General features: G+C 72.5%; 23 protein-coding genes, 1 tRNA gene and 1 riboswitch. Of the genes, 8 read left to right on the forward strand and 16 right to left on the reverse strand.

What is annotated here, in order from left to right:
- Positions 1-90: 90 nt before the first annotated feature.
- The 4 genes from OG904_RS02520 to OG904_RS02535 all read right to left on the reverse strand — a co-directional run bounded on the left by OG904_RS02520 (position 91) and on the right by OG904_RS02535 (position 5,535).
- Complete coding sequence (locus OG904_RS02520; protein WP_405486892.1) at positions 91-1,017, reverse strand: NADP-dependent oxidoreductase; 927 nt, start codon at positions 1,015-1,017, stop codon at positions 91-93.
- A complete protein-coding gene (locus OG904_RS02525; RefSeq protein ID WP_405486894.1) occupies positions 1,014-2,249 on the reverse strand; it encodes an MFS transporter in 1,236 nt (411 codons plus the stop codon). Before OG904_RS02525 ends, OG904_RS02520 begins: the two co-directional genes overlap by 4 nt.
- Positions 2,246-4,450 carry a prenyltransferase/squalene oxidase repeat-containing protein gene (locus tag OG904_RS02530; protein WP_405486896.1) on the reverse strand — a complete coding sequence of 735 codons (2,205 nt, stop codon included), beginning with the start codon at positions 4,448-4,450 and terminating at the stop codon, positions 2,246-2,248. Before OG904_RS02530 ends, OG904_RS02525 begins: the two co-directional genes overlap by 4 nt.
- A 143-nt stretch (positions 4,451-4,593) precedes the next feature.
- Positions 4,594-5,535, reverse strand: coding sequence for an acyltransferase (locus OG904_RS02535; protein ID WP_405486898.1), 942 nt, complete (start codon positions 5,533-5,535; stop codon positions 4,594-4,596).
- A 422-nt stretch (positions 5,536-5,957) separates the two neighbouring features.
- Between OG904_RS02535 and rfbB the strand changes: the two genes are divergently transcribed.
- From rfbB to OG904_RS02555, 4 genes are all read left to right on the forward strand, one after another.
- Complete coding sequence (gene rfbB, locus OG904_RS02540; RefSeq protein ID WP_405486900.1) at positions 5,958-6,974, forward strand: dTDP-glucose 4,6-dehydratase; 1,017 nt, start codon at positions 5,958-5,960, stop codon at positions 6,972-6,974.
- Between the two features lie 154 nt (positions 6,975-7,128).
- The gene (gene rfbA, locus OG904_RS02545) at positions 7,129-7,998 is read left to right on the forward strand and encodes a glucose-1-phosphate thymidylyltransferase RfbA (protein ID WP_405486902.1); all 870 of its coding nucleotides are present in this window, start codon (positions 7,129-7,131) and stop codon (positions 7,996-7,998) included.
- 40 nt (positions 7,999-8,038) lie between these two features.
- Positions 8,039-9,304, forward strand: a complete 1,266-nt coding sequence (locus OG904_RS02550; protein ID WP_405486904.1) for a hypothetical protein — start codon at positions 8,039-8,041, stop codon at positions 9,302-9,304.
- Between the two features lie 115 nt (positions 9,305-9,419).
- A complete protein-coding gene (locus OG904_RS02555; RefSeq protein ID WP_405486906.1) occupies positions 9,420-11,096 on the forward strand; it encodes a 3-deoxy-7-phosphoheptulonate synthase in 1,677 nt (558 codons plus the stop codon).
- 167 nt (positions 11,097-11,263) lie between these two features.
- On the opposite strand, the gene OG904_RS02560 is transcribed toward OG904_RS02555, so the two are convergent.
- A tRNA-Pro gene (locus OG904_RS02560) sits at positions 11,264-11,337 on the reverse strand.
- Positions 11,338-11,445: 108 nt separating this feature from the next.
- On the opposite strand from OG904_RS02560, the gene OG904_RS02565 reads away from it, so the two are divergent.
- Positions 11,446-11,976, forward strand: a complete 531-nt coding sequence (locus OG904_RS02565) for a DUF309 domain-containing protein (RefSeq protein ID WP_405486908.1) — start codon at positions 11,446-11,448, stop codon at positions 11,974-11,976.
- Between the two features lie 19 nt (positions 11,977-11,995).
- Here the strand turns inward: OG904_RS02565 and OG904_RS02570 are convergent, their stop codons facing one another.
- The 4 genes from OG904_RS02570 to OG904_RS02585 are packed head-to-tail and all read right to left on the reverse strand — an operon-like array spanning position 11,996 to position 15,259.
- Positions 11,996-12,385 (reverse strand): VOC family protein, encoded by a 390-nt coding sequence (locus OG904_RS02570; RefSeq protein WP_405486910.1) that lies wholly within the window; start codon positions 12,383-12,385, stop codon positions 11,996-11,998.
- 5 nt (positions 12,386-12,390) lie between these two features.
- Positions 12,391-13,023, reverse strand: a complete 633-nt coding sequence (locus OG904_RS02575; RefSeq protein ID WP_405486912.1) for a lactate utilization protein C — start codon at positions 13,021-13,023, stop codon at positions 12,391-12,393.
- Positions 13,020-14,507, reverse strand: coding sequence for a lactate utilization protein B (locus OG904_RS02580; protein WP_405486914.1), 1,488 nt, complete (start codon positions 14,505-14,507; stop codon positions 13,020-13,022). Before OG904_RS02580 ends, OG904_RS02575 begins: the two co-directional genes overlap by 4 nt.
- Positions 14,504-15,259, reverse strand: coding sequence for a (Fe-S)-binding protein (locus OG904_RS02585; RefSeq protein ID WP_405486916.1), 756 nt, complete (start codon positions 15,257-15,259; stop codon positions 14,504-14,506). Before OG904_RS02585 ends, OG904_RS02580 begins: the two co-directional genes overlap by 4 nt.
- 18 nt (positions 15,260-15,277) lie before the next feature.
- Here OG904_RS02585 and cobF point away from each other — a divergent pair, with 18 nt between their 5' ends.
- Positions 15,278-16,030: a precorrin-6A synthase (deacetylating) gene (gene cobF, locus OG904_RS02590; RefSeq protein WP_405486918.1), complete on the forward strand. Its 753-nt coding sequence runs from the start codon at positions 15,278-15,280 to the stop codon at positions 16,028-16,030.
- 71 nt (positions 16,031-16,101) lie between these two features.
- Here the strand turns inward: cobF and OG904_RS02595 are convergent, their stop codons facing one another.
- Both OG904_RS02595 and OG904_RS02600 read right to left on the reverse strand, forming a co-directional pair.
- On the reverse strand, positions 16,102-17,388 hold the full coding sequence (locus OG904_RS02595; protein ID WP_405486920.1) for an aminotransferase class V-fold PLP-dependent enzyme: 1,287 nt from the start codon (positions 17,386-17,388) through the stop codon (positions 16,102-16,104).
- A 37-nt stretch (positions 17,389-17,425) separates the two neighbouring features.
- A complete protein-coding gene (locus tag OG904_RS02600) occupies positions 17,426-18,349 on the reverse strand; it encodes a LysR family transcriptional regulator (RefSeq protein ID WP_405486922.1) in 924 nt (307 codons plus the stop codon).
- 108 nt (positions 18,350-18,457) lie between these two features.
- Between OG904_RS02600 and OG904_RS02605 the strand changes: the two genes are divergently transcribed.
- Positions 18,458-18,877: a YybH family protein gene (locus tag OG904_RS02605; protein ID WP_405486924.1), complete on the forward strand. Its 420-nt coding sequence runs from the start codon at positions 18,458-18,460 to the stop codon at positions 18,875-18,877.
- Here OG904_RS02605 and OG904_RS02610 read toward each other — a convergent pair.
- From OG904_RS02610 to OG904_RS02625, 4 genes are all read right to left on the reverse strand, one after another.
- Positions 18,874-19,563, reverse strand: coding sequence for a hemerythrin domain-containing protein (locus OG904_RS02610; protein WP_405486926.1), 690 nt, complete (start codon positions 19,561-19,563; stop codon positions 18,874-18,876). The genes OG904_RS02605 and OG904_RS02610 overlap by 4 nt on opposite strands.
- An 87-nt stretch (positions 19,564-19,650) precedes the next feature.
- Positions 19,651-20,286, reverse strand: a complete 636-nt coding sequence (locus OG904_RS02615; RefSeq protein ID WP_405486928.1) for an anaerobic ribonucleoside-triphosphate reductase activating protein — start codon at positions 20,284-20,286, stop codon at positions 19,651-19,653.
- Entirely contained in the window at positions 20,283-22,061 is a 1,779-nt protein-coding gene (locus OG904_RS02620) for a ribonucleoside triphosphate reductase (RefSeq protein WP_405486930.1), read from the reverse strand. The genes OG904_RS02615 and OG904_RS02620 overlap by 4 nt, the downstream gene beginning before the upstream one ends.
- A 28-nt stretch (positions 22,062-22,089) precedes the next feature.
- Positions 22,090-22,240, reverse strand: a riboswitch (cobalamin riboswitch).
- Positions 22,241-22,328: 88 nt separating this feature from the next.
- Positions 22,329-24,038, reverse strand: a complete 1,710-nt coding sequence (locus OG904_RS02625) for a glycoside hydrolase family 71 protein (RefSeq protein WP_405486932.1) — start codon at positions 24,036-24,038, stop codon at positions 22,329-22,331.
- Positions 24,039-24,471: 433 nt separating this feature from the next.
- Between OG904_RS02625 and OG904_RS02630 the strand changes: the two genes are divergently transcribed.
- On the forward strand, positions 24,472-24,912 hold the full coding sequence (locus OG904_RS02630) for a hypothetical protein (RefSeq protein ID WP_405486934.1): 441 nt from the start codon (positions 24,472-24,474) through the stop codon (positions 24,910-24,912).
- Positions 24,913-24,973: 61 nt separating this feature from the next.
- Here OG904_RS02630 and OG904_RS02635 read toward each other — a convergent pair whose 3' ends face one another.
- Complete coding sequence (locus OG904_RS02635; protein WP_405486936.1) at positions 24,974-25,501, reverse strand: GNAT family N-acetyltransferase; 528 nt, start codon at positions 25,499-25,501, stop codon at positions 24,974-24,976.
- Positions 25,502-25,546 lie beyond the last annotated feature (45 nt).

The raw sequence follows: 25,546 nt of genomic DNA on the forward strand, positions 1-25,546 counted from the left end.
GTCACGGGGTCACCCGTCACGGGGTCACGCGTCACGGGGTCACGCGTCACGGGGTCACGTGTCACGGGTCACGGGTCACGCGTCACGGAGTCACCCGCCGGGCACCAGCACGATCTTCCCGCCGACGCCTCCCCGCAGGGAGTGCGCCAGTGCCTCGCCGGCCTGCTCCAGCGGGTACCGGGCGGCCACGGGCAGCTCGAACGCGGCCGTGCCCAACAGGTCCAGGGTGCTCGCCAGTTCCAGCGGGAAGTGCTCCAGCAAGGGGATCCCCCGTGCGCGGGCGGCCGCGTCCGGGACGATCGTGACCCGGCGGGCGGCGCCCGCGACGAGCCGGACGGCCGCCGCGGTGGACTCCGGCCCACCCGCGCAGTCGATCGAGGCATGGAACGGCCCGTGTTCCGCGAGGCGTTCCGCCAGCCCTTCCCCGTACCCGACCGGGGTCGCCCCCGCGGCCCGGACCAGGCCGTGGCGGGCGGGCGAGGCCGTGCCGACGACCTCGTCCGCGCCCAGCAGCAGCGCGAGCTGCACCACGGCCAGGCCCACGCCGCCGGAGGCGCCGTGCACCAGCAGCCGGTCCCCCGGCCCAAGCCCCACCCGGCGCAGGGCCGAGTAGGCGGTGCCGGCGGCCACCGGCAGGACGGCGGCCTGTTCGTCGGAGAACCGGTCGGGGCGCAGGGTGAGTTCGTCGGCATGCTGCGAGGCCGCCAGGGCTTCGTACTCCCTGAACGCGCCGGGCCGGCCGTGCCGGACGACGGGGTCCCCGACCCGGAAGCGGCGCACCCCGGCGCCGACCTCCACGACCACGCCCGCCGCCTCGACGCCGAGGCAGCCGCCGGGCAGGTCCATCGGGACGTGCTCGCGGACCTCGCCGGACAGGATCTTCCAGTCGATCGGGTTGACCCCGATCGCGGTGTGCCGGACGACCACCTGGCCGGGCCCGGCCACGGGGTCGGGCACCTCGGCCGGGTACAGGACCCCGGGGCCGCCGTACCGGTCGAAGAGGACGGCGGTGCTCACGCGTCCTCCTGCTTCCTGAAGGCGCCGGCCGCCGCGAACACGCAGAGCGAGACCAGGTAGGCGGCGACGGTGAACCCGGCCACGCCCCAGAACCCCGTGACGTTGCCGAGGAGCACTCCGCCGACGGCTCCGCCGACGGTGGTGCCCACGTACATCGCGGAGTTGGACAGCGAGGAGACGGTGCCCCGGGCGGTGTCGGTCTGCGACTGCAGGATGCTCATGAAGACCGGGAAGACGCATCCACCGGTCATCATCACCAGTGCCAGCAGCGTCAGCGCGACCGCCAGGTTCGGGGCGAGCGGGACCAGGCAGTACAGGGCGGCCATGGTCAGCACGCCGGTCAGCAGGGACCGGTACAGACCCAGGCGCGCGACCAGACGGCTGCCGAACAGGGAGCCGATCACGTTGCCCGCGCCCACGGCCATCATCGCGGTGCCGACGGAGGCGACGTGCAGCCCGAAGTCCTTGGTGAACCAGGATCCGAGGAAGGAGATCGCCTCGAAGTTGCCGGTCTGGAAGACGAGGTAACCCAGCAGGTACCAGCGCAGCCGGCCGGTGCCCAGCACCGTCTTGTACACGCCGAAGACGGCCTTCGCCCCGCTGCCCGCGCCGGGCCGGCCCGGGACCGAGGGGAAGAGGCGGGCGAGCAGCAGCCACAGCGCCACGGAGAGGCCGCCGATGGCCCAGAAGGGCAGGTGCCAGGAGCCCGCGGCGAGCCAGCTGCCGAGCGGGATCCCCGCGAACTGGGCGATGGACAGCCCCGCGGTGGCGAATCCCATGGTCCGGACGATCTCCTGGGGCTTGACCAGCACCGGGATGGAGGCCCAGATCTGCGGGGAGACGAAGGCGGCGCTCACGCCCGCGAGGAACCGGAAGAGGATCATCGTCCAGAACCCCTGCGCGAACCCGCACAGCGCCGTCATGACGATGAACCCGGTCAGCCCGGCCAGCAGCACGCGGCGCCGGTCCCGCCCGTCCGATATCGGACCGGCGATCAGGGCGAAGACGGCGTAGCCCAGGGCGTACGCGCTCACCATCCAGCCCGCGATGTCGGGCGGGACGTCGAAGGCGTCGGTCAGGGTCGGCAGCAGCGGGGCGACGAGGAAGGTGTCCGTCCCGATGACGAACATCGTGGCGAACGCGAGGAAGGCGACGGTCCGCGAGGAGCGGGCGGCCGGGGGCTGCGCCGGCGTCGCGCCGGCCGTGGAGGATACGGGTGAAGTGGTGGTCATGTCATCATCACCGCCCAGGAGCGGTTGAGCTTCCCTTCGAGCATGTGCAGGGCCTGTACCGCGATGAATCCCTCGTCGGTGGTCTCCGAGGGGGCGCCGGGCGTGCGGGAGAACCCTCCGTCGGCACTCTGGCGGACGGAGATCCACCGGATGCAGGCCCCGGTGTCGGCCGGACGCGCGCCCAGCATGTAGAGCCCGCCGATGGCGTGGTACGAGCCGACGAAGCTCTCCGCCCCGTCCGTCCGGTAGCGGAAGCCGCCGGTCCCGGTCTGCAGGCCGCGGAGCCACCGGACGGTCTCCTCGGCGTGCGGCGGGCGCAGGCCGAGCGCGATCAGGGCGCCGACCGCACGGAAGGTCGCGAAGGTGTCGGACGGGGAGCCGGGCCGGTTGCCGTAGCCGCCGTCCGGGTTGCGGCACGCGAGCAGGTGGGCCGTCAGGTCGTCCTCCCGCTCCGGGCGGGCGTCCAGGGCGACGAGGGTCAGGGTGGCGAGGTGGGAGTGCCAGGCGTCGCAGGGGAACCCGGGGGCGTTGCCGAACCCGCCTTCCGGGCGCTGGCAGGAGCGCAGGAAGGCCACGCAGGCGTCCCGGTCGAAGTCGGGGTGGTCCGCCCCTCCCAGTACGACGGCCGTCAGCACCGCGCAGTAGGTGGTGAACACCTCGGACGGCAGGCCGGGTTGTTCGCCGAAACCACCGTCCGGGTTCTGCGTGGCGAAGACACCGGTGAGCACACCGGGGGTGTTCGGCACCGGTTGGTCCAGGGCCAGCAGGTCGGACACCACGTGCAGCACCGAGAAGGTCTGTGCGGTGCGGTCGGAGCGCAGGCCGAGCGGGGACCGGTAGGGGGTGAGTCCGTAGCCCAGGCCTGAGGCGGTGGAGCGCAGCCAGCGCAGGTAGTGACCGGTGTCGATGAGCCCCTCGGACAGCCGCCCGGTGGTGACGTGTCCCAGGTCGTTGTCGAACGGGTCCGGCTCCGGACGCCCGGCCGGCTCCGGCGCGGCGCGGTGGGCGACCACCCGGTCGCCCAGGACGGCCAGGGCCAGTAACTGGGTGCGGGCGTGCTTGGCGTGGAAGGGGACGTACGTGGTGTTGCCGACGGCGAACGAGCCGGTGGTGCGCGGGGGCGCCATGACGTGCCGGGCGAGCGGGACCGTCGGGTCGACGGGGGTGGAGAACCAGCTGCCCTGGCCGTGGAAGACACCGCCCGCCACGGGGTCGGTGTTCCGTTCCAGCTCGGCTTCCGCCTCCTGCGCGAGGGCCTTGAGGACCGGTCCGTCCTGCGCGTCCGGGTCGTCGAGCCCGGCGACGGTCCGCGCCGCCAGGACGAGGAGGGCGTGGTCGGCGACGAACTGCGCGGGGAACGGCGAGTCGGGGCGTCCGTGCAGGGCGGCGACCGCGTCGACGCGCACCACGGAGTCGGCGGAGCTGCGGTCCCAGTAGCCGCCGGTGCCGAGGTGCCGGTGGTGGTCGTGGACGTGGACGAGGACCCGGCGGGCCCGGTCCGCGGCTCCGGCGCGGCCGCGCCGGTGGAGCGCCGCCCAGGCCATGGCCGCCAGGGCGGCCGGGCCGGTGCGGTGGCCGCGGAGCGTGTCCGGCACCCCGCGGGGGGTCAGGCGGTCCCAGACGGCTTCGCCGTGGACGTGGCGCTCGAGCCGGTCGGCCGCCGCGTCGAGGAAGGCCGAACCGGTGCCGGGGGTCAGGGCGTCGGCGGCCAGGACGAGTACGGCGGTCTCCTCCAGCGGGCCCGACTCGTCCAGGACGGTGCTCGCGGAGCGGTCGAGCCGGGCCGGCCAGTCGTGGCCGAGGACGACCTCGACGATGCGCCGCAGGTGGCTCTCGGCCTCGGTGAGCAGGGTGTCGTCACCGGTCAGCGTCCCGGCCCGGTGCAGGGCCCAGGCGGCGAGTGCCTGCACGGAGGGGGTGCGGATGTCGCCGATCGGGTGGGGCGCGCCGGTGACGTCGAGCAGTTCACGGAAGCCCGGCAGGTCCGGGTCGGTGAACTCCCGCAGGGCGCCGAGCAATTGGCGTGCGAGGTCCGTGTCGTCCGGACCGGGGAGGATCAGCAGGGCCAGCGCGGCGTCCTGCAGGGTGCGGTCGGGGGTGATCACGTCGGCGGAGTCGCGGCCGAGGACGGCAGGGATTCGGGCCTCTGCGCCCAGGAGGTGTTCGCGGACGAAGTCGCGGAGAGAAGGAGGACTGGTCATGGGGTTCCTTTGGATCCGGAGCGCGTGGTCGGAGCGCCCGCTCCCAAATTTCGTTATTCGAAGAAGTTCGAACTTTAAGGAGCGTAGCAGAAGACGCGGTGCGACGGCACGGGCAGGAAAGGGAGTTGGGCGAGTGGAAGGAGTCAGGCGAGCGGCGGCGTGCGGCCGGGCCCGTCCTCGGTGGAGATCACCCCGGCGGTGAAGCCGCCGGCGGGGACATCGCCGATGACGACGGAGCCGGGGGCGACGATCGCCCCGTCGCCGAGCCGGCAGGGGCCGACGATCGTCGCCCCCGCGCCGATGGCGACCCCGGCGCCGATCCGGACCGGCCCGCCCTGCCAGGGCAGGGAGCGACGGCCGAGGTCATGACCGCTGGAGACGACCAGGACGCCGTCACCGAGGTCGGCGTCCGGCCCGATGTCGATGCCGCCGGACCCCTCGAGGATCGACCCGGCGCCGATCCGGGCCCGCGCGCCGATCCGTACGCCCCCGTGCGGTGACGGTCCGTCGGGGCGGCCCATCGCGATCACCCCCGCACCCAGGTGCACGCCGGCGCCGCCGGAGAGGGCCGCGTCGAGGAAGCCGTCCCCGTCCGCGGTCCAGTGGGCGGGGGCGGACATCAGTCCGGCGCCGCCACGGGCCCTGACCCGCTCGAGGGTGGCGGTGAACTCGGGCGCCCCGTCCTCCGCCACCTCGCGTCGGCGCAGCACGCGCGCCGGGCGGCCCACGACGATCACATCGGAGTCGACGTCGGCGAGGACGTGCGCCCCGGCAGCGACGACGGCCCCGGGGGCGATGGCGACTCCGGGTTCCACCACGGCCCGCGCACCGATCCAGGCACCGGCCCCGATCGTGACGGGGGCGGCGCCCGGGCGGCCCACGCGAGCCAGCGAGGCGATCTGGCAGCCGCTCGCCACGCGGACCCCGTCCAGCCGGCAGCGGAAGCCGACGAAGACCCCGCCCGCGAGGGAGGATCCGCTCACCGACGTACCGAACCGGATCCAGCTGCCGGACCCGACGGTCGTGCCGGATGCCGTCACGGTGTCGCCCTCCAAGAGCGCCGATGGCGCCAGGGAATGTTTCATGTAGCCGGAAACTAGTGTCCCCCGGCCAGACTCCGCAACCACCGTCCGGGCTTCTGTCCGTTATTTCCGGCGCGCTCGCCCGGAATCAAAAGAGTTCAGATCCGCACCCCTTGGGGGAATGCTGAATTCCGATTTCACTTCCCAAGTGCGAACTTGACGAACCCATTGCCCTTCGCGTGGCCACCGCCACACCCCGCCGACCTCGGCAGTGGTGAGTATAGTGTTGCGCAGCCATGTTCGACGTTCTACGATCTTTGGACATCGCCTCTGAGCCACGACCGCGTCCCGGCTCGGAGTGCACGAGGCAACGAGGGGATCGCCGGATGGGCGATATCGTTCCCCTCCCTCTTCTTTGCGTATTTCCGGACGGCGCCATGCGCTGCGGAATCCGATTGGACACCGTCGAAGGGCGGATGTAATTCATGCACATATTAGTGACCGGTGGCGCTGGTTTCATCGGTGGAAATTATGTGAGAAGACTTCTCGACGGCCGGTCGGACCTCTCGGTCGACCGCGTGACCGTGCTCGACAAGCTGACCTACGCCGGCACCCTCACCAACCTCGCCCCGGTGGCGGACCATCCCGGGCTGCGGTTCGTCGAGGGCGACATCGGTGACCCGGAGCTCGTCCCGAAGCTGCTCGGCGACGTGGACGCGGTGGTCAACTTCGCCGCGGAGACCCATGTGGACCGTTCCATCGACGACCCGGCCGAGTTCGTCCGTACCAATGTCCTCGGCACCCAGAACCTGCTGGACGCCGCACGGGCCGCCGGCCTGCCGAGGTTCGTCCACATCTCCACGGACGAGGTCTACGGATCCATCGACGAGGGCGCCTGGACCGAGGAATGGCCCCTGGCCCCCAACTCGCCCTACGCGGCCGCCAAGGCGGGGGCCGACCTGCTCGCCCTGGCCTACACGCGGACCCACGGGCTGAACCTCTCCATCACACGCTGCAGCAACAACTACGGCCCGCACCAATTCCCCGAGAAGGTCATCCCGCTCTTCGTCACCACCCTCCTGCGGGGCGGATCGGTGCCGCTGTACGGCGACGGCCTCAACGTCCGCGACTGGCTCCACGTCGACGACCACTGCCGGGGCATCGACCTCGTCCTGGCCAAGGGCGAGTCCGGGGAGGTCTACAACATCGGCGGCGGCCGCGAACTGACCAACCGTCGCCTCACCGAACTGATCCTCGACGCCTGCGGCGCCGACTGGTCCGCCGTCCGCCCCGTCGCCGACCGCAAGGGGCACGACCGCCGCTACGCCCTGGACGACTCCAAGCTGCGCGCCCTCGGCTACCGCCCGGAAGTCGCCTTCGAGGACGGCCTCACCAGGACGATCGCCTGGTACCGGGAACACGCCGACTGGTGGCGCCCCCTCCTCTCCGCCGCCCCCGCCGTCCGCACCGTCGACGCGAGCACGGGCGCCGACGTCGGCTGACGGCGGCTCACGCCCTGACGGCTGACGGCTGACGGCTGACGGCTGACGGCTGACGGCTGACGGCTGACGGCTGACGGCCCGAGCCCACCTCACCCGCCCAAGGCCCGGCGCCCGTCGAACCGGCGCCCGGGCCGAGCACCCCGAAGGGGGAACCATGCGCGGCATCATCCTCGCCGGCGGCTCCGGCACCCGCCTGCGCCCGCTCACCAGCGTGCACTCCAAGCAGCTGCTGCCGGTCTACGACAAGCCGATGATCTACTACCCGCTGTCCGTGCTCATGCAGGCCGGGATCACCGAGATCCTGGTCATCTCGGCCCCCGAGCACATCGAGAGCTACCGGGCACTCCTCGGTGACGGCGAACGCCTCGGCGTCTCGCTCACCTACACCGTGCAGCGGAAACCGAGCGGCATCGCCGAAGCCCTCGTCCTCGGCGGCCCGTTCGCCGACGGCCAGGACCTCTGCCTCGTCCTCGGCGACAACATCTTCTACGGGCACCGGCTGCCCGACATGCTGCGCGCCGAAGCCGCGCGCCTCGACGGCTGCACCCTGTTCGGCTACCCGGTCAGCGACCCGGAACGGTACGGGGTGGCCACCGTCGACGAGGCGGGCGCCATCCTCACCCTGGAGGAGAAGCCCACCGCCCCCCGCTCCAACCTCGCCGTCACCGGTCTGTACATGTACGACGCCGACGCGGTGCGCCGGGCCGCCGGGCTCACCCCCTCCGGCCGCGGCGAGCTGGAGATCACCGACCTCAACCTCACCTACGTCCACGAGGACCGGGCCCGCCTGGTCAACCTCGGACGCGGCTCCGCCTGGTTCGACACCGGCACCCACGACAGCCTCCTGGAGGCCGCAATGTTCGTCCAGGTGCTGGAGAAGCGCCAGGGCATCCGCATCGCCTGCCTGGAGGAAGTCGCCTACCGGATGGGCTACATCGACCGCGGGCAGCTGGCACTGCTCGGCAAGGAGCTCTCCGCCTCGTCCGGCTACGGCCAGTACGTCATGGAGCTGGCCGCCGCCTGAGCCGCCGTCCGGCCCGTACCCACCTCGAAAGGTCCCACAGATGAAGGTCCTCCACTTGCCGGCCGAGACCGGCACCGGCCACAACATGCGGGCCCTCGCGGTGGCCGCGAAGGTGCGCACGCTGTTCCCCGGAGCGGAGCAGCACGTGTACCTCGGCTCCAAGAGCGCCCTGTTCACCCCGATGTTCGAGGAGCTCGGCGTGCACGTGCACACCGCCTCCGATCAGCAGGACCACGCCAACACCTCGCAGCTCGCCCGGCGCTTCGACTGGACCTCGTACGTGACCGGCTATCTCAACCGGACGTTCATCAGCGGCGACCGGATGCTCGCCGCGGTCGCGCTGATCGGCTCCGTCCGGCCCGATGTGGTCGTCAGCGACTACAACGTCGCCGCCTGTCTGGCCGCCGAGATATGCGGTGTCCCCTACGTCCTGGTCACCGAGCGCTACGACTTCACCCTCGGCCAGATCGACAACGCCACCCTCCTGGAGGCCGGCTTCGTCCTCGACGACCCCGACGAGGTCGATGCCATCCGGGCCTCGCTCACCACGCTCTTCGGATGGGTGACCCGCCGGGCCCGCGCCGTCCTCACCGACAAGCCCAGCGTTCCCGAACTCGACCGGGGAACCCCGGTGTTCGAAGCCATCGCGGCCGGCAACGGCCACGTGGTCGGCCCGATGGTCCGCGACGAGTGCGCCGCCGACCCGGCACCCCGCGCCTCGATCGATGCCCGATTCGGTCTGCACGGCACCGAGTACGCCATCGTCGGCTTCGGCGGCACCACCATGTTCACCGAGAACAAGGAACGGCTGCTCGCCGAGTACCTCACCGCCTTCGAGAAGCTGCGCACCGACCGCCCCGACGCCCGGCTCGTCGTGATCGGCCGCCAGACGTTCAGCGAGGAGATCGACGGGGTCGTCCTCGTCGACTACGTCTCCGACTGGCACTCCCTGGTCAAGCACGCCAAGGTCATCCTCTCGCCCCCCGGCTGGCTCTCGGTCACCGAGCTGGCCGTGATGGACGCCCCGGTCGCCTACGTGCTCAGCGGCCGGGACGAGTACCACGAACGGGAGGCCATGGCCCGGCTCGACCACCTCGGATACACCACGGCCACCGAGCCCGACGCCGACACGCTGCTCGCCATCCTGCGCGACGCCTTCGACGAACCGGAGGCCTTCCGCGGCCGGGCCGCGCGGGCGTCCCGGGCCATCGCGCCGACGGGCAACGGGGCCGAGGCGGCCGCGAAGCTGATCGGCCAGGTGGTGGCCGAGGCCTCCGCCGGCCGGGAGCCCGCCGAAGCGGCCTGACCCACCGCCCGGTCCGGCCGCACACACCACCACCACGAGTCCACCACCAGCCCACCCCCACACCACGAGTCCACCCCCACACCACGAGACCATCTCCGACCCAAGGGTGTTTCGATTGTCCGCGTACCCCGAATTTGCCGAGCCTCCCGCGCTGCCGTCGGCGACCCGCATGATGCTGCGCAACGAAGGTTCCACGACCGTGCTGCTGCAATCGCTCATGGACTCCCCGCTCTCCGCCGAGGTGCTGCCCGGCCCCGACCCGGACGCCCAGCCGACCTCGGGTCACCTGACCGACGTCTTCGGCGCCGGGCCCCACCCGGACCTGCGGATCCGACGCTCCCGGCTGCGCGACCGCACGGGCGCCGTGGTCAGCGAGAACCTGATCACCTTCCGCCAGGCCGACGCGGCTCACGTGATCCCCCGGGGCGACATCCCCTTCGGCCTGCACACGCGCAGCCTGGGCCTGTACGAACGCCGCCGGATCCTCGCCACCGGCCTCACGGTCGGCCGCTTCGGCCTGATTCCCGCCGGATCCCCCGGCCGCGCCTACGAAATCGCCTTCTCCAACCACGCCACGGTCCTCGTGCACGAGGTCTTCAACCCCCGCTTCGTGACCACCACGAACGAGGCCGGCACCCGGCCTCCCACCGGACTCCCCGACCACCAGCCCCGCTGGCCCGACCCCCGGGAGACGGCCCGCGCCCGGCGGATCCTCGCCCACGCCGACCCGCTCGTCCCGATGCCGGAAGCCCGCGCCCTGCGCACCGAACTCGCCGGCCCGTCCTTCCTCCTCCAGGGCGGCGACTGCGCCGAGACCTTCGCCGACAACACCCCCCTCTCCGTGCGCAACCGTGTCGACCTGCTGCGCGCCATGTCCGAGCGGATCGCCGAAGGCTCCGGGGCCCGGGTCGTCACCGTCGGGCGGATCGCCGGCCAGTACGCCAAGCCGCGCTCGTCATCCGTCGAACGACGCGGCGACACCTCCGTCCCCTCCTACCTGGGTGACGCCGTCAACGCCGCCGCCTTCACCGCGGCCGGCCGGGTCCCCGACCCGAGGAACCTGCTGCGCGCCTACCGGGAGTCGGCCAAGACCCTCTCCTTCCTGGCCGGTTCGGGGATCTACACCTCCCACGAGGCCCTGCTCCTCGACTACGAACTCCCCCAGGTCCGCACCTCACCCGTCGACGGCGCCCGCTGGGCCCACTCCGGTCACATGCTGTGGATCGGTGAGCGCACCCGGTCGCTCAGCGGACCGCACATCGGGTTCGCCGCCGGCATCGCCAACCCGATCGGCGTCAAGATCGGCCCCGGCTGCACTCCTGACGAACTCCTCGCCCTGCACGCGGTCCTCAACCCGGACAACGTCCCCGGCCGGCTCACCTTCGTACTGCGCATGGGCCGGGCGCTGGCCCACGAACGTGCCCGGGAACTGCTCATCGCGGCCTCCACCATGGGCCTGGCCGACCGCTTCGTCAGCGACCCCATGCACGGCAACGGGGTCACCAGCCCCGGTGGGATCAAGACCCGCACCATGCGGGCGATCGAGGAGGAGCTGTGCGGCTTCTTCGCCGCCTGCCGGGAGACCGGCACTCCTCCCGGTGGTGTCCACCTGGAGCTCTCCGGAGACGACGTCACCGAGTGCGTGGACGTTGACATCGACGACGCCTGGCTCTCAGACCGCTACCACACCTCGTGCGACCCGCGCCTGAACCCGTCCCAGTCCCTCCGCCTGGCCGATCTGATCGCCTCCCTCCTCGCCACCACCGCCCCGGCCCTCAGCCTGACCGCGTGAGCATCGCCCCGGCCCCGAGCGGAGAGCAGGCCGACGGCGGCGGACGCCCGGCCTTCTGGGCCGGGGCCGGCGAGAGGCCCGCAACGAGGCCGTGCGGGGCGCCGGGAACGACCAAGGGGCCGTTTCAGATTGCTCTGAAACGGCCCCTGATCTGCGACTTCGAAAAGTCGGGACGACAGGATTTGAACCTGCGACCCCTTGACCCCCAGTCAAGTGCGCTACCAAGCTGCGCCACGTCCCGATGTGCTTCTGATCTGGGGTTTCCCCCGTCCCTGCGGCACATGCAGAACATTACCCCACGACGAGGGGTGTGCATGCACCAGTAATCGGCGGCAGGCAGGATGAGGAGGTGAACGTACGGGATCGGGACGGTGAGGGACGGGCGCGCAGTGCGCGGCCCAGGGACGGGCTGGGGCGGCCCCTGCCCTACGGGGCCGAGGGCGTGGAGCGGCAGCCCGAGGGAGTGGTGCGCACGCCCGCCGGGACCGTTGCCGAGGCGCAGCGGCTGCTGGACGCCGGGATGCCGTTCCACGCGCACGAGGTGTTCGAGGACGCCTGGAAGTCCGGGCCCGAGGCGCAGGCGCCACTGTGGCGGGCGCTCGCGCAGCTGGCGGTCGGGCTGACGCACTCCGCGCGCGGGAACGCGGTGGGCGGGGCGCGCCTGCTGCGCCGCGGAGCCGATGCCCTGGCCGGGCTCTACGGTCCCGGGGGCACTTCCGCCCCGGGAACCGCCCCGGGAACCGCCCCCGGAACCGCCCCCGGGGCGCCGTACGGAATGGACCTGGCCGCGATCGTTCGCTGGGCGCGGGCGCTGGCGGGGCGGGTGGAGGGCGGCGCCGTCGTCGACGCCGCGAGGGAGGCGCCGCGCCTCACGGGCTGAGCAACCGCCCGGTCAGGGGCTACGCCGGCTGGAGGAGGTCCCAGCGGTTGCCGTAGAGGTCCTGGAAGACGGCGACCGAGCCGTACGGTTCGTGGCGCGGCTCCTCCAGGAAGCGGACGCCCTCGGCCGTCATGCGGGCGTGGTCGGCGGCGAAGTCGGCGGTGTGGAGGAAGAAGCCGACGCGGCCGCCCGTCTGGTCGCCGACCCGGGAGCGCTGGTCGTCGTTCTTCGCCAGGGCCAGGAGCAGCGCGGACTCCGCGGCGCCCTTCGGACGGACCACGACCCACCGGGATCCGTCCGGGCGCGCGGTGTCCTCGACGAGGTCGAAGCCGAGGGCGCGGGTGTAGAAGTCGATGGCCTCGTCGTAGTCGTGGACCAGGAGGGCGGTGAGGGCGATGTGTGCGGACATGCCACTCATTGTGCGCCGAGGAGCACGACCTCCAGGGTGCGGGGACCGTGTACGCCCTCCACCCGGTCCAGCTCGATGTCGCTGGTGGCGGAGGGGCCCGAGATCCAGGTCAGGGGCCGGGTGGGGTCCAGCAGGGGCAGCGCCCGCGGGATCGAGTCGACCACCTGGCCGGGGACCCGGACCACGCAGATGTGGTGGTCCGGGATCAGGGTGATCCGGCGCCGCCCCTGCCCGGGGCCGCCGTCGAGGACGATCGTCCCGGTCTCGGCGACCGCCAGGGCGCAGCCGGTCACCACGCTGTCCACCGCGTCCAGTTGGTACGGGGTGGAGGCGGCCCGGTCGTGGATCCGGGTCGGGTCGACGGCCGCCGTCCAGTGCGGCGGCAGCCCGGGCGGCACCAGGACCGACTTGGAGCCCCGCTCGGCGAGGAGCCGCATCAGCAGCATGGTGATGCCGTCCTCGTCGACCCGGTGGACCTTGGCCCGGTACTCCGTGAGGTTCGCGGCGAGGAGGTCGGCGGTCTCGGCCGGGGTGCGGGCGCCGTGGACCTGGAGGTAGTCCCGGGGAATCGCGGAGTCCGGGCGCGGCTCCGGCAGGGCCCGGCGGATGCGGGCCAGGATGAGGTCCCTGGCGCTCACGGGCGTCCCTCCCGTTCCCGCGCCGCCCACCAGTCGCGGAACGAGCGCTCCGGGAGCTCCGGTAGCTCCCGGCTGTCCGTCCAGGCCCGCCCGGGCCCCGGCAGCCGGCGCGGCCGCAGCCGCCGGGCCCGGGCCAGCAGCCGCTCCCCCGCGCGCAGCGCGCCCGGGTGGTCCAGGAGGAGCCGGGCGGCCCGCATCGCGGCCCGTTCGGCGGTGTGGCCGTGCGCCGGGCGGATCCGGACGCGGATGCCCTCGCGGGTCACCGGGCCGCCCTGGGCGACCCGTTCGCGCAGGTGCACGAGTACCTCGGGGATGTCGATGGCGACCGGGCAGACCTCGTAGCAGGCCCCGCAGAGGGTGGAGGCGTAGGGCAGGGTGGCGTCGATCCCGCTCCCGGTGCCCCGGAGCTGGGGGCTGAGGATGGCGCCGATCGGGCCGGGGTAGACGGAGCCGTAGGCGTGGCCGCCCGCGCGCTCGTAGACGGGGCAGACGTTCAGGCAGGCGGAGCAGCGGATGCAGCGCAGGGCCTGGCGGCCGACCTCGTCGGCGAGGGTGTCGGTGCGGCCGTTGTCGAGCAGGACCAGGTGGAAGACGGCCGGCCCGTCGCCGTCGGCCCCTTTCGACGGCCCCAGCCCGGTCCACATCGTGATGTACGGGTTCATCCGCTCGGCCGTCGAGGAGCGCGGCAGCGTCTGGAGGAAGATCTCGAGGTCCCGGAAGGTCGGGATCACCTTCTCGATGCCCACCACCGAGATCAGCGTCTCGGGCAGGGTCAGGCACATCCGGCCGTTGCCCTCGGACTCGAAGACGACCATCGTGCCGGTCTCGGCGACCATGAAGTTGGCGCCGGACACGGCGACTTTGGCGCGCAGGAACTTCTCGCGCAGGTGGAGCCGGGCGGCTTCGGCGAGTTCGCGCGGGTCGTCACCCAGCCCCTCCGGCGCCGGACGGCCCCAACTGCCCATCTCCGCGGCGAAGATGTCCCGGATCTCGCCGCGGTTGCGGTGGATGGCCGGGACCAGGATGTGGGAGGGCCGGTCGTGGCCGAGCTGGACGATGAGCTCGGCGAGATCGGTCTCGTAGGCGGCGATCCCGGCCGCCTCCAGGGCCTCGTTCAGGCCGATCTCCTGGGTGGCCATGGACTTGACCTTGACGACCTCCCGCTCGCCGGTGGCCAGGACCAGCTCCGTGACGATCCGGTTGGCCTCCTCCGCGTCGGCCGCCCAGTGGACGGTGCCGCCGGCGGCGGTGACGGAGGCCTCCAGTTCCAGCAGGTAGCGGTCGAGGTGCGCCAGCGTGTGGTCCTTGACCGCCTTGCCCGCCGCGCGCAGCCGGTCCCAGTCCTCCAGCTCGGCCACGGCCCGCGCCCGCTTGTCGCGGATCGTGTGCGTGGCGTGGCGGAGGTTGACGCGCAGCACCTCGTCCCGGACCGCCTCGCGCGCGGCCTCGGGGAAGGAGGGCATCCCGAGATGCGTGCCCGTCATGACAGGGGTTCCTCCTCGGTCGCGGCCAGGATCTCGGCGAGGTGCAGCGCCCGCAGCGGGGCGCCCTCGCGCCGCAGGATGCCGTCCAGGTGGGCGAGGCAGGAGTTGTCGGCCCCGCACAGCACGTCCGCGCCCGTGGCCACCGCGCCCGCGATCTTGTCGGCGCCCATCGCGGCCGAGACCTCCGGGTTCTTGACGGCGAAGGTCCCGCCGAAGCCGCAGCACTCCTCGGCGCCGGGCAGCTCGCGCAGCTCCAGGCCGCGCACCGCGGCCAGCAGCCGCCGGGGCCGGTCACCGAGCCCGAGGGTCCGCAGACCGTGGCAGGAGGGGTGGTAGGTGACGGTGTGCGGGAAGTGCGCGCCCACGTCGGTCACCCCGAGCACGTCCACCAGGAACTCGGTGAGCTCGTACACCCGCGGTACGAGGCCTTCGGCCAGCACGGCCAGGCCCGCGCCCCGCCCCTCCGCCTCGGCCGAGCGCCCGATCCGGGGGTAGTGGGCGCGGATCATGGCCGCGCAGGAACCCGACGGGGTGACGACGTACTCGTATCCGGCGAAGGCCTCGGCGGTCCGCCGGACCAGCGGTTCGGCCTCCCGCCGGTAGCCGGTGTTGTACTGCGGCTGGCCGCAGCAGCTCTGTGCGGCGGGGAAGTCCACGGTGACCCCGAGCCGCTCCAGCAGGCGGACCACGGCGATGCCGGTGCGCGGGTACAGCGCGTCGTTGACGCAGGTGACGAACAGGGCGACGCGCATGACGGGCAGAATAGCCCGGTGAAGAAGTTCTCAGTGATCGGCATAGGCGCGGGCGACCCTGACCACCTGACCCTCCAGGCGGTCAGGGCGATCGGCGCGGCGGACGCATTCCTCATCCTGGAGAAGGGCGAGGAGAAGGCGGATCTGACCGGGCTGCGGCGGGCGATGCTCGACGCGCACGCCCGCCCCGGACACCGGCTGGTGGAGGGCCGCGACCCCGACCGCGACCGGACCCCCTCCGACTACGCGCCCACGGTGGACGGCTGGCGCAGCGCGCGGGCCGAGATCTTCGAGCGGTTCATCGCCGAGGACCTGGCGGAGGGCGAGACCGGGGCGTTCCTGGTGTGGGGCGATCCCTCGCTCTACGACTCCACGCTCGCGATCCTCGACGAGGTGCTGGAGAAGGGCCGGGTCGCCTTCGACCACGAGGTCGTCCCGGGCATCAGCAGCATCTCCTCGCTGCTGGCCCGGCACCGGACCAACCTCAACCGGGTCGGCCGCCCGGTCCAGATCACCACGGGCCGCCGGCTGGCGGAGGGCTGGCCGGCCGGTGTGGACGACGTGGTGGTGATGCTGGACGCCCGGCACGCCTTCACCGCCCACCTCGACCAGGACCTCTACATCTACTGGGGGGCCTACGTCGGCACCCCCGACGAGATCCTGGTCTCGGGGAAGCTGGCGGAGGTCGCCGGCCGGATCGAGGAGCTGCGCACCGAGGCCCGCGCCCGCAAGGGCTGGATCATGGACACGTACCTGCTCCGGCGCGGGTAGACCGGTTCGCGGCCCGGGCCCGCTCGGCTCGCGGGTGGATCCGCTCGCGGGGCGATCGGTGCCCGGGACCCCTACGGCAGATAGGCGGGCAGGACCTCGGCGAGCCGCTCGTACTCCTCGGCCCGGTTGTAGATCTGCCCGCTGAGCCGGATCCCGCCGCCGCCCGGCCAGGGCCAGATCAGTACCCGGATCCGCTGCTCGGCCGCGAGCCGCTCGCGCAGCTCGCGGGCGTCGGCCGGGGTCGCGGCGACCCCGGGCGGCAGCAGCAGCGTGCGCAGGGCGAGGCCCTCGGTGTACGGGAGCGGGGTGATCCCGGGGATCGCGGCGAGCAGGGCCGCGCCGTAGCCGGCGAGGGCGCTGTTGTGGGCCCGTACCTTGGCCGCGTCGAGCTGCTCCAGGAGGTCGAGCCCGTCCGGGGCGGCGAGCCAGCCCGTGTAGTCGAAGGTGGCGCGGTTCTCGACCGAGCGCGGGAAGCCGTAGTGGTCCTCCCAGGAGGGCACCAGCGGCCGGACCCGCTCGCGGTGGCGCGGAGCGACGGACAGCAGCGCGGTGCCGGAGGGTGCGTAGCCCCACTTGTGGAGGTTGCCGAACCAGAAGTCGGCGCCCCCGCCCAGCGGGTCGGGGATCATGCCGGGGGCGTGGGCGCCGTCCACGATGGTGGTGATGCCCCGCTCCGCGAGTTCGGCGAGCAGCCGGGGCGAGGCGATGAGCCGGGCGGTGGGCGAGCTGATGTGGTCGAGCACGGCGACCCGGGTCCGCGGGGTGACCCCGGCCAGCACGGTTTCCCGTACGGCGTCCTCGTCGGGGAGGTGCGGGTCCAGGGCGACGGTGGTGACCGGGGCCCGGCGGGCGGCGGCCGCCACGACGGTGCCGTAACCGTGGTCGGTGACCAGGATCTCGTCGCCCGGGGCGAACTCCACGGCGTCGAGGGCGACGTTGGCGCCCTCGGTGGCGTTGGAGATGAAGGCCAGTCCTTCCGGGTCGGCGCCGAGCCGGGCGGCGATCCGGGCCCGGGCCGCCACGAGCCGGTCGGGGGCGCCGATGAAGAAGGCGTCGGGGTCGCCGTGCGCCTGCGCCCGGAGGGCCGCGTGCGTCTCCTGGACGGGTACGGGGACCGCGCCGAACGACCCGTGGTTGAGGTGGCTGACGGCGCGGTCGAGCCGGAACAGCGCCCGCCCGCCGGGGAATTCGGCGGGGCGTATGGACCCGCCGGGCGAACCGGCCCCGGCCGGACCGGCGGCCTCGACGCGGTCGGTGCGGTCTGCGCGGTCGGTGCGGTCTGCGCGGTCGATCCGGTCAGTGCGGTCGATCCGGTCAGTGCGGTCGGCGGGCTCTGCGGGCTCTGCTGGCGCGGTCACGTGGACCTCCGTGGGTGCGGCGCGGCTGTCGGGCCGATCATGCCCCGCCGCCGCCCGGAGCGACACCCCCGCCCACGGGCGGCGGGGCCGCGAAGGCGCGTCGGCAGCGCAGGAGCAGCTCCCGTACGGCGGGTCCGCGCGCGTCGCGCCAGACCAGGCAGAGCAGGGCCGGGATCTCCACGTCGTCGATGGTCCTCGCGGTGAGCCGGTCGCGGTAGGACTCGGCCATCGAGGCGCTCAGGACGGCGACCCCCAGCCCGCGCGCGGCGAGGTCGGCCATGGCGTCGGACGCACCGGCCTCCAGTGCGATCGCGGGGTGCAGCCCCTGGGCGGCGCAGGCCCGGTCGAACACCGTACGCAGTCCCGTGCCCGGGGGCATGCAGATCAGCGGGTGGGAGCCGAGGTCGCGGAGGGTGACCCGGTCCGCCCCGGCCAGGGGATGCCCGGGCGGCACCGCCGCGACCAGCCGCTCGCTGACGATGGTCAGCGCCTCCAGCCCGTCCGGGGTGGTGGCGGCGCTGCCGATGAGGGCGAGGTCGAGGGATCCGGCGCGCACCGCCTGCACCAGCCGGTCGGAGTTGTCCTCCAGCAGGGCGATCTCCACGCCGGGGTGGGCGCGGTGGAAGTCCGCGAGGGCGTCGAAGAGCGGGGTGACCGTGCAGCCGACGACCATGCCGACGGTGAGGCGGCCACGGATCAGGTCGGACACCTCCCCCACCGCCTGCGCGAGGGCCCCGGTGGCGGCGAGCGCGGTGCGCGCGTGCTCAAGGGCAGCCTTCCCGGCGACGGTGAGGGTGGCGGTGCGGCCGGAACGGTCGAAGAGCTCGGCGCCCAGTTCCTGTTCGAGGCGGCGGATCTGGGCGCTGACCCCGGACTGGCTGATGTGGACGCGCTCGGCCGCACGGGTGAAGTTCTGCTCCTCCGCGACCGCGACGAAGTATTCGAGCTGCCTGAGTTCCATGACTGGAGATTCTAGCTTCCAGTAGAACCAGCTGTTGGACTTCTGATCTCGTGACCGCGAAGCTTGAAGCACACCCCGGGGAACCCCCTCGACCAGACGGAGGAAGCCATGCCTGACGCAGCGCCGTTCGACTACGCCTCGTACGAGAAGGCCCTTCGGCCCGAGGACATCACCCGGCTGTTCGTCGAGCGGTCCAACGCCGGCGACGCGACCGGGGTCGCCGCCCTGTACGAGGAGGACGCGGTGATGGCCTTCCCGCCCGGCGAGCTGACGGTGGGCCGCGAGGCGATCCGGGCCATGTGGGCGAAGGTGCTGGAGCACCGGCCCCGGTTCACCCCGGAGCCGCCGCTGCCGACGCTGCTGGGCGACGGCATCGCCCTCACCTCCACGCCGCCGAGCGACGGCACCGGGGCCCGCGCCCAGGTCGTACGCCGCCAGCCCGACGGCAGCTGGCTCCGGCTGCTGGACCAGCCGGAGTTCACCCCGGCGCCGACGCCGGCGCCGGCGGACGTGCAGGACACCCCTTAGCGGCCGTCCGCGGGCCGCAGGCGCAGCTCCCGCCGGCGGAAGTTCCGCTCGCCGACGAGCCGCCACATCACGCGGGGCGGGAGCGGCATCTCGCCGAGGATCATCTCCCGCTCCCGCGGATCCGCGTCCTTGAGGATCATCCCGAGGACGGTGAACAGCCCGCTCTTCGGGATGGCCGACCTGGCCGCCTCGCCGACCATCGCCCACGCCTCCCGCGACACGACTCCGGGGACGAGCGGCAGCACCTCCCGCTCCTCCTCGTCGAGGTGCGCCCCGACCGCGCGGGAGACCTCCTCGAACACCGCCGCCAGCTCCTCCCCGCCCGCGCCACTCGGGCCGCCCCCGTCGGGCCCGGCGCCCCCGGCGGCCGCCCAGCGCTCCAGCAGTACGGCGGCCCGGCCCAGCCCTTCCGACAGGCCTTCGTGCTGGCTCTCCATGCGCCGCCACAACTCCCCGCTTTCCGGAAGCCGTTCGGTCAGCGCGGGCCACAACAGCGCGTCCTCGCCGGCGTGGTGGTGGTGCAGGGTCTCCAGCAGCAGCATCAGCCGCCCGGCGACCCGATCGACCTGCGCGCGGCCCCCTTCGGGCGCTGCCCGCACCCGGCCCGCCGCGTCGTGGAACTCGCGCCGGAACATCCGGTGCACCACGACCATGTCATGCGTGAACGGCCTTTCCCGACTCTCCATCTCCCGTGACCCCCGTCTTGGTCGACACAACCCCGGAACCAGGATGACGCAGGCCCGGGCGCACCCGGCAGGGGCGCACGGATGGACCTAGGCGGCGGGCGGGCGCATCGTCTGGCGCAGTGTCGCCCCCGCGCCCAGCCCGGCGAGCCAGTCGTCCAGGTCGGCCATGGCGGGCGGGTCCAGGAGGGACGGGTCCACCGTGGTGCGGAGCTGGTGGGGCACCCCCGAGGCGAGGAGGAGCCGCAGGCTGCGCTCCGCCGATGCGGACGCGTGGCCGATGCCGGTGACCCGTTCGTAGCGGCCGGGCGGGGCTTTGACGTCGAAGCCGACCCAGTCCAGCAGCTCCGCGTCCAGCAGCCGGGCGAGGCGCCGGGGAAAGGCTCCCCCGGTGTGGAGGCCGACCTGGAAACCCAGCGCGCGGGCCTCCCGTACCGCCTGCGGAAGACCGCGCTGGAGCAACGGCTCCCCGCCCGAGAAGACGATCCCGTCGAGCAGCCCCGTACGGCGGACGAGGTGGGCGAGCACCTCGTCCCAGGAGACGGCGGCGGGCCCGCGCGCGGGCAGCAGCCCGGGGTTGTGGCAGTACCCGCACCGCCAGGGGCAGCCCTGGCAGAAGACCGTGGTCACCAGTCGGCCCGGCCAGTCGCAGGTGGACAGCCGGGACCAGCCGCCGATCCGGACCACCTCGGCCGGGACCGCGGCGGACGGCGCCGCGGAGGTCACACCGCCGCCTTGAAGTGGAGGCGCTCCGCGTGCTCGCCCTTCTTGCCGATGTTGAAGGAGGAGACCGGGCGGTGGTAGCCCATGACCCGGGTCCAGACCTCGCACACCGCCCCGCACGTGGGACAGTCGGGCCGCTCCCCCGCCAGGTAGCCGTGGTCCGCGCAGATGGAGAAGGTCGGGGTGACCGTCAGGTACGGGAGCCGGAAGGTCTCCAGCGAGCGCCGGACCAGTGCGCGGCAGGCCTCCGCCGTCGGGATCCGCTCGGGGGTGTACAGGTGCAGGACGGTGCCGCCCGTGTACTTGCCCTGGAGTTCGTCCTGGCGTTCCAGCGCCTCGAAGGGGTCGTCGGTCCAGCCGACGGGCAGCTGTGAGGAGTTGGTGTAGTACGGGTTGGCGTCGGTGCCGGCCTGGAGGATGCCGGGGAAGCGGGCCCGGTCCTCCTTCGCGAAGCGGTAGGTGGTGCCCTCGGCCGGGGTGGCCTCCAGGTTGTAGAGGTGACCGGTGCTCTCCTGGAAGTCCACCATCCGCTCCCGGACCCGGTCGAGGAGCCGGACCGCGAGGGCGTGGCCCTCGGGCGCGGTGATGTCGTACGCGCCCCCGCTGAAGTTGCGGATCATCTCGTTGACGCCGTTGACGCCGATGGTGGAGAAGTGGTTGCGCAGGGTGCCCAGGTACCGCTTGGTGTACGGGAAGAGGCCGCCGTCGATCAGGTCCTGGACGGTGGTCCGCTTCAGTTCGAGGCTGTCCCTGGCCAGCGCGCACAGCCGGTCCACCTCGGCGAGCAGCCCCGCCTCGTCGCCCGCGTGGGTGTGTCCGAGCCGGGCGCAGTTGAGGGTGACCACCCCGAGCGAGCCGGTCTGCTCGGCGCTGCCGAAGAGGCCGTTGCCGCGCTTGAGGAGCTCCGTCAGGTCCAGCTGGAGCCGGCAGCACATGGAGCGGATCATGTTCGGTTCGAGCTCGGAGTTGATGAAGTTCTGGAAGTACGGGAGTCCGTACTTGGCGGTCATCGCGAAGAGCCGTTCGGCGTTCTCGCTCTCCCAGGGGAAGTCCCGGGTGATGTTGTAGGTCGGGATGGGGAAGGTGAACACCCGGCCGGTGGCGTCGCCCTCCGTCATCACCTCGATGTACGCCCGGTTGATCATGTCCATCTCGGCCTGGAGCTCGCCGTAGGTGAAACCGGTCTCCTCCCCCGCGACCACCGGGATCTGCTCGCGCAGGTCCTCGGGGCAGGTCCAGTCGAAGGTGAGGTTGGTGAAGGGGGTCTGGGTGCCCCAGCGCGAGGGCACGTTCAGGTTGTGCACGAGCTCCTGGACGCACTGCCTGACCTGTTCGTACGTCATCGCGTCGAGGCGGACGTAGGGGGCGAGGCAGGTGTCGAAGGAGGAGAAGGCCTGGGCGCCGGCCCATTCGTTCTGCAGGGTGCCGAGGAAGTTCACGATCTGCCCGACGGCCGAGGACAGGTGCCGGGGCGGGGCGGAGTCGATCTGGCCGGGGACTCCGTTGAAGCCCTCGGTCAGCAGGGTGCGCAGGGACCATCCGGCGCAGTAGCCGGAGAGCATGTCCAGGTCGTGGATGTGGAGGTCGCCCTCGCGGTGGGCGCGGGCCACGGCCTCGGGGTAGACCTGCTCCAGCCAGTAGTTCGCGGTGATCTTGCCCGCGGCGTTGAGGATGAGGCCGCCGAGCGAGTACCCCTGGTTGGCATTGGCGTTCACCCGCCAGTCCCGGCGGTCCAGGTATTCGGTCACGGTCTCTACGGCGTCGACGGCAGCAGTCACGGCAGCCCTCCCACGAGGCTTGGCACGGAAGAATGGATCACGTGCCGGCAGGTGTCGGACTCGTCCGCCGGAGCGGACTCACCGTTGCGGGGCAGTCCCGGATTCCCACCGGGTTCCCTGTTGCCTCGGTCGGGGCGCGCATGAGCGGGCCCCGCCGAACCGGCAGGACCAACACTACATATGGATACGACTCGGGCACGCCACCACTACATATGGGGTGACGAAGGTCCTGCGACTCAGGCCCTTCGCCCCGGCTCCGCCCGCCCGTTACCCGCGGCCGCTGGTGGCCGCGTAGTACTGGAGGTCCTGGACCTCCACCGCACGGTCCACCGGGTAGCCCAGCTCCACCCGAACCCCGGTGCTGCCACCGCGCACCACGACCGCCGAGGCCCTGCCCGGCTTCAGTGGCAGCAGTTCGGAGTGCACCCCGACCGGGGCCTCGCGCACGTCCTCGGCCGTCCCGACGGCCGTACGGATGCTCGCGGGCGCGGCCAGGAAGCTCAGCACCTCCACCGTGTCGCGGGCCGCGGCGCTGCCCTTGCGGAGCGACATGACCAGGGACTGGCTGCCGCTCGGGTCGGCGGAGGCGAACTGGGTGCGCGCGGTCAGGTACAGCGTGTCCCGGACGATCTTCGGCCAGCTGCCCGTCTTGAACTTGGTGAGGTAGTACGAGGACAGGTCGAGGTAGGAATAACCGTTGTGCAGCGACGGGGCGAACTGGCTCCCCTCGCTGTAGTCGTTCCAGGTGGTGAGCTGGACCCAGTCGGCCCCGTCCTCGATGGACCGGGTCCATGTGGCGCGCAGGGTCGCGGTGTTGCCGGCCTCGTCGTAGATGCCCTGGTTGGGGCGGGCGTCCTGGACCGACACGGGCTGCATCCAGATCTTGCCCGCGTCGTGGGCCCTGCGCACGTCGCGCGTGGAGCTCTCCTGGCCGACGTAGCTCCGGCTGCCCCATTCGGAGAACCCGTAGCTGATGGACGAGAAATCGCCGCTGTGCGCGCCGAAGTCGAGGAAGAGCGGGACGAACGCGGTGCGGATGCCGTGCCCGGACTTCAGGGCGTCCATGACCTGGGTCCACCAGGCCGCGCTCTTGGCCTCCGCCTTGAAGGGCGAGACGACCAGCCGTCCGTCGGAGAGGCGGTGTGCGGCCGGGGCCGCGGCGAGGTCGGCCAGGGCGTCGGCGAGCACGCGCGGATCATCGGTCCCCAGGGAGGTCATGTCCGGCATCAGCATGACCCTGAAGGCCGGGTCCACCGAACGGGCCGCCTCCATCAGGAGCTTGGAGCGGTCCCAGTTCTTCCCGGAGAGGGAGAGCAGGTCGAGGGTGAATCCGTCGATGCCGGCGGCGCGGGCCGTGCGCACCTCCTGCTGGAGGTTGGCGAGCTCCCAGTTGCCGTCCTTGGGCTGGACGGGCAGCGGCCGGTCGCGCAGCAGGCCGCCGTAGCGTTCGTGCTTGCCGCTCTCGCCCGCCGGGTCCAGGTAGTTGCGGGTGTAGTAGTCGGAGTCGGCCTTCGCGTTGTCGAGGGAGAGCGGGTAGGGCGTGAAGTAGTGGGCGAAGACCAGCTTCTTGCCGGCGTCGCCGGAGCGCAGGGTGGCCGTCTGCGGCAGGTCGAAGGGCAGGGCTCCGGCGGGGCGCACCCCGCTGTCCGTACCGGTCTGCGGGACGCCCTTGTCCGGAGCCTTCGCACCCGGACTCCCGCCGGCGGACGCGGAGGGGCTCGGGCCGGTGGCCGAGGGCGTGGCGACGTCACCGGGGTCACCGGGCACCCGGTCGTCGGCCGGCCCGGCCGCGGAGCGGTCCGACCGTTCGGCGGCCGTCAGGGGATCCCAGGCGATTCCGGTCGCGGTGCAGACGCCGACCAGGAAGAAGGCCGACAGGAAGAGGGCCAGCAGGGACCTACGGCCCCGGAAGCCCGGACGGCGGCGGTGCGATGCAGGTCTCGCACTCCGCTCGGCCCGCCGCTGGTCCCTACTCATTCGTGGCCCCTCCCCGAATATGCCCGCACGTCGGGCTGCACAGCAGTACAGCCGATTCCGGCTCCCCGGACAACTGTTCACTGTGAGCCGGGGCCCGGCACGTACGTCACGGGGACCACGGGGACTACGTCCGGATGGCGGGAGATCCGGCCACTCGGACGCCCTCCGGCCTTGACTGCGGCCTGAGTTCATCTTGACGACACCTCTTCGCAGTGTGGCGAACAGGCCGTGGACAGGCGGTGGACAAAAATATGTGACTTGTACAACTGCGGTGATCACCGGGCGGCACGGGCCTTTCACCGGAATAGGAAATTCCCCTAGCCTTCCCATGAAAGTGGCGCATAATCGTCTTCATGCGGCTCGAAACAACCCTCTTGCCGCGTATGGTCACGCATGCATGGGGGGCATCGTGCCGATGAGGGATTCCAATTCCATGGGCGCCGGTACGATTCCGGCGACGTCCGCCGAGCTGTCCCGGCTGCTCACCGCCGTCCGGCGGGGCAGGGTGCTCACCGTCACCGGACGGTTCCGGGAGCCCCGGAGCCTGCTGGTGCGGGAGATCGGGCAACGGCTCGCGTCCAACTTCTGCGACGGGGTGGCCGTGGTCGCCATGGACCACCGCTTCGGGGTCCGCGATCTGACCGCCGCACTGGGCTGCGTACCGGGCATCCCCTTCCTGCCGTGCGGCACCTCGAACGCGGCGTCATGGCTCGCGGAGCGCGACATGCTGCTCGTCCTCGACGGCTGCGAACACCTGGCGTCCGAAACCCTGGGCTGGCTCCGCGACCTGCTCTCCGTGGCCCCCGGGCTGCGGATCCTGGCCGCCGGGCGCCACCCGCTGCCCTTCGCCCCGGAACGGGTGCACCGGCTCTGACGACCCCGGGCACGGGCCCCGCCCGGGACCGGGCGGGGCCCGTGCCCGTGTTCGGCAGTGCCTACGCGCCCCGCCACTCCTCGACCGGCAGCCCCAGGATCACTTCGTCCACGAAGGCCCCGGTGACCCACGCGGAGCGCCGCAGCGTGCCCTCGATCCGGAACCCCGACCGCTCGGCGGCGCCGATCATGGCGGCGTTGTCGGTCAGGGTCTCCACCTGCAGCCGGTTCAGCCCGCGCACGGTGAACCCGTACCGGCACAGCAGGTGGACGGTCTCCGCGCCGAGACCGCGGCCGCGGCTGCCGGGCCGCAGCGAGATCCCGAGGTGCGCGGAGCGGTTGTGGGCGTCGATGCCCCACAGCACGGCCTCGCCCGCGAGCTCGCCCGAGGCCAGCTCGACCACCGAGAAGAACGCCACGTCATCGGCCGGGCCGGTGGGCGCGTACGGGGAGTGGTCGGCGGTCAGCGGCCGCCAGGGCCTGCTGTCCGCGCGCGAACGCGTCGCCACGTCCTCGTACAGCTCTGCGTGGAGCACGGCCACGTCGTCGGCGTGCCGGGCGCGCAGCCCGGCTGTTCTCCCTTGAATCATGCGCCCTTGATAACCCCCGGACGGCGGTGTACACAACCGGGTTTC

The organism is Streptomyces sp. NBC_00096 (assembly GCF_045041305.1).
In the GTDB taxonomy this organism is placed as follows: domain Bacteria; phylum Actinomycetota; class Actinomycetes; order Streptomycetales; family Streptomycetaceae; genus Streptomyces.

Excerpts from the sequence above, each read along its gene's own strand:
- OG904_RS02535 (WP_405486898.1), bottom strand. The coding sequence starts at position 5,535 with ATGAAACATTCCCTGGCGCCATCGGCGCTCTTGGAGGGCGACACCGTG.
- OG904_RS02580 (WP_405486914.1), bottom strand. The coding sequence starts at position 14,507 with ATGACGGGCACGCATCTCGGGATGCCCTCCTTCCCCGAGGCCGCGCGC.
- rfbA (WP_405486902.1), top strand. The coding sequence starts at position 7,129 with ATGCGCGGCATCATCCTCGCCGGCGGCTCCGGCACCCGCCTGCGCCCG.
- OG904_RS02550 (WP_405486904.1), top strand. The coding sequence starts at position 8,039 with ATGAAGGTCCTCCACTTGCCGGCCGAGACCGGCACCGGCCACAACATG.
- OG904_RS02605 (WP_405486924.1), top strand. The coding sequence starts at position 18,458 with ATGCCTGACGCAGCGCCGTTCGACTACGCCTCGTACGAGAAGGCCCTT.
- OG904_RS02610 (WP_405486926.1), bottom strand. The coding sequence starts at position 19,563 with ATGGAGAGTCGGGAAAGGCCGTTCACGCATGACATGGTCGTGGTGCAC.
- OG904_RS02585 (WP_405486916.1), bottom strand. The coding sequence starts at position 15,259 with ATGCGCGTCGCCCTGTTCGTCACCTGCGTCAACGACGCGCTGTACCCG.
- OG904_RS02600 (WP_405486922.1), bottom strand. The coding sequence starts at position 18,349 with ATGGAACTCAGGCAGCTCGAATACTTCGTCGCGGTCGCGGAGGAGCAG.
- OG904_RS02625 (WP_405486932.1), bottom strand. The coding sequence starts at position 24,038 with ATGAGTAGGGACCAGCGGCGGGCCGAGCGGAGTGCGAGACCTGCATCG.
- OG904_RS02530 (WP_405486896.1), bottom strand. The coding sequence starts at position 4,450 with ATGACCAGTCCTCCTTCTCTCCGCGACTTCGTCCGCGAACACCTCCTG.
- OG904_RS02635 (WP_405486936.1), bottom strand. The coding sequence starts at position 25,501 with ATGATTCAAGGGAGAACAGCCGGGCTGCGCGCCCGGCACGCCGACGAC.
- OG904_RS02525 (WP_405486894.1), bottom strand. The coding sequence starts at position 2,249 with ATGACCACCACTTCACCCGTATCCTCCACGGCCGGCGCGACGCCGGCG.
- OG904_RS02570 (WP_405486910.1), bottom strand. The coding sequence starts at position 12,385 with ATGTCCGCACACATCGCCCTCACCGCCCTCCTGGTCCACGACTACGAC.
- rfbB (WP_405486900.1), top strand. The coding sequence starts at position 5,958 with ATGCACATATTAGTGACCGGTGGCGCTGGTTTCATCGGTGGAAATTAT.
- OG904_RS02630 (WP_405486934.1), top strand. The coding sequence starts at position 24,472 with ATGGGCGCCGGTACGATTCCGGCGACGTCCGCCGAGCTGTCCCGGCTG.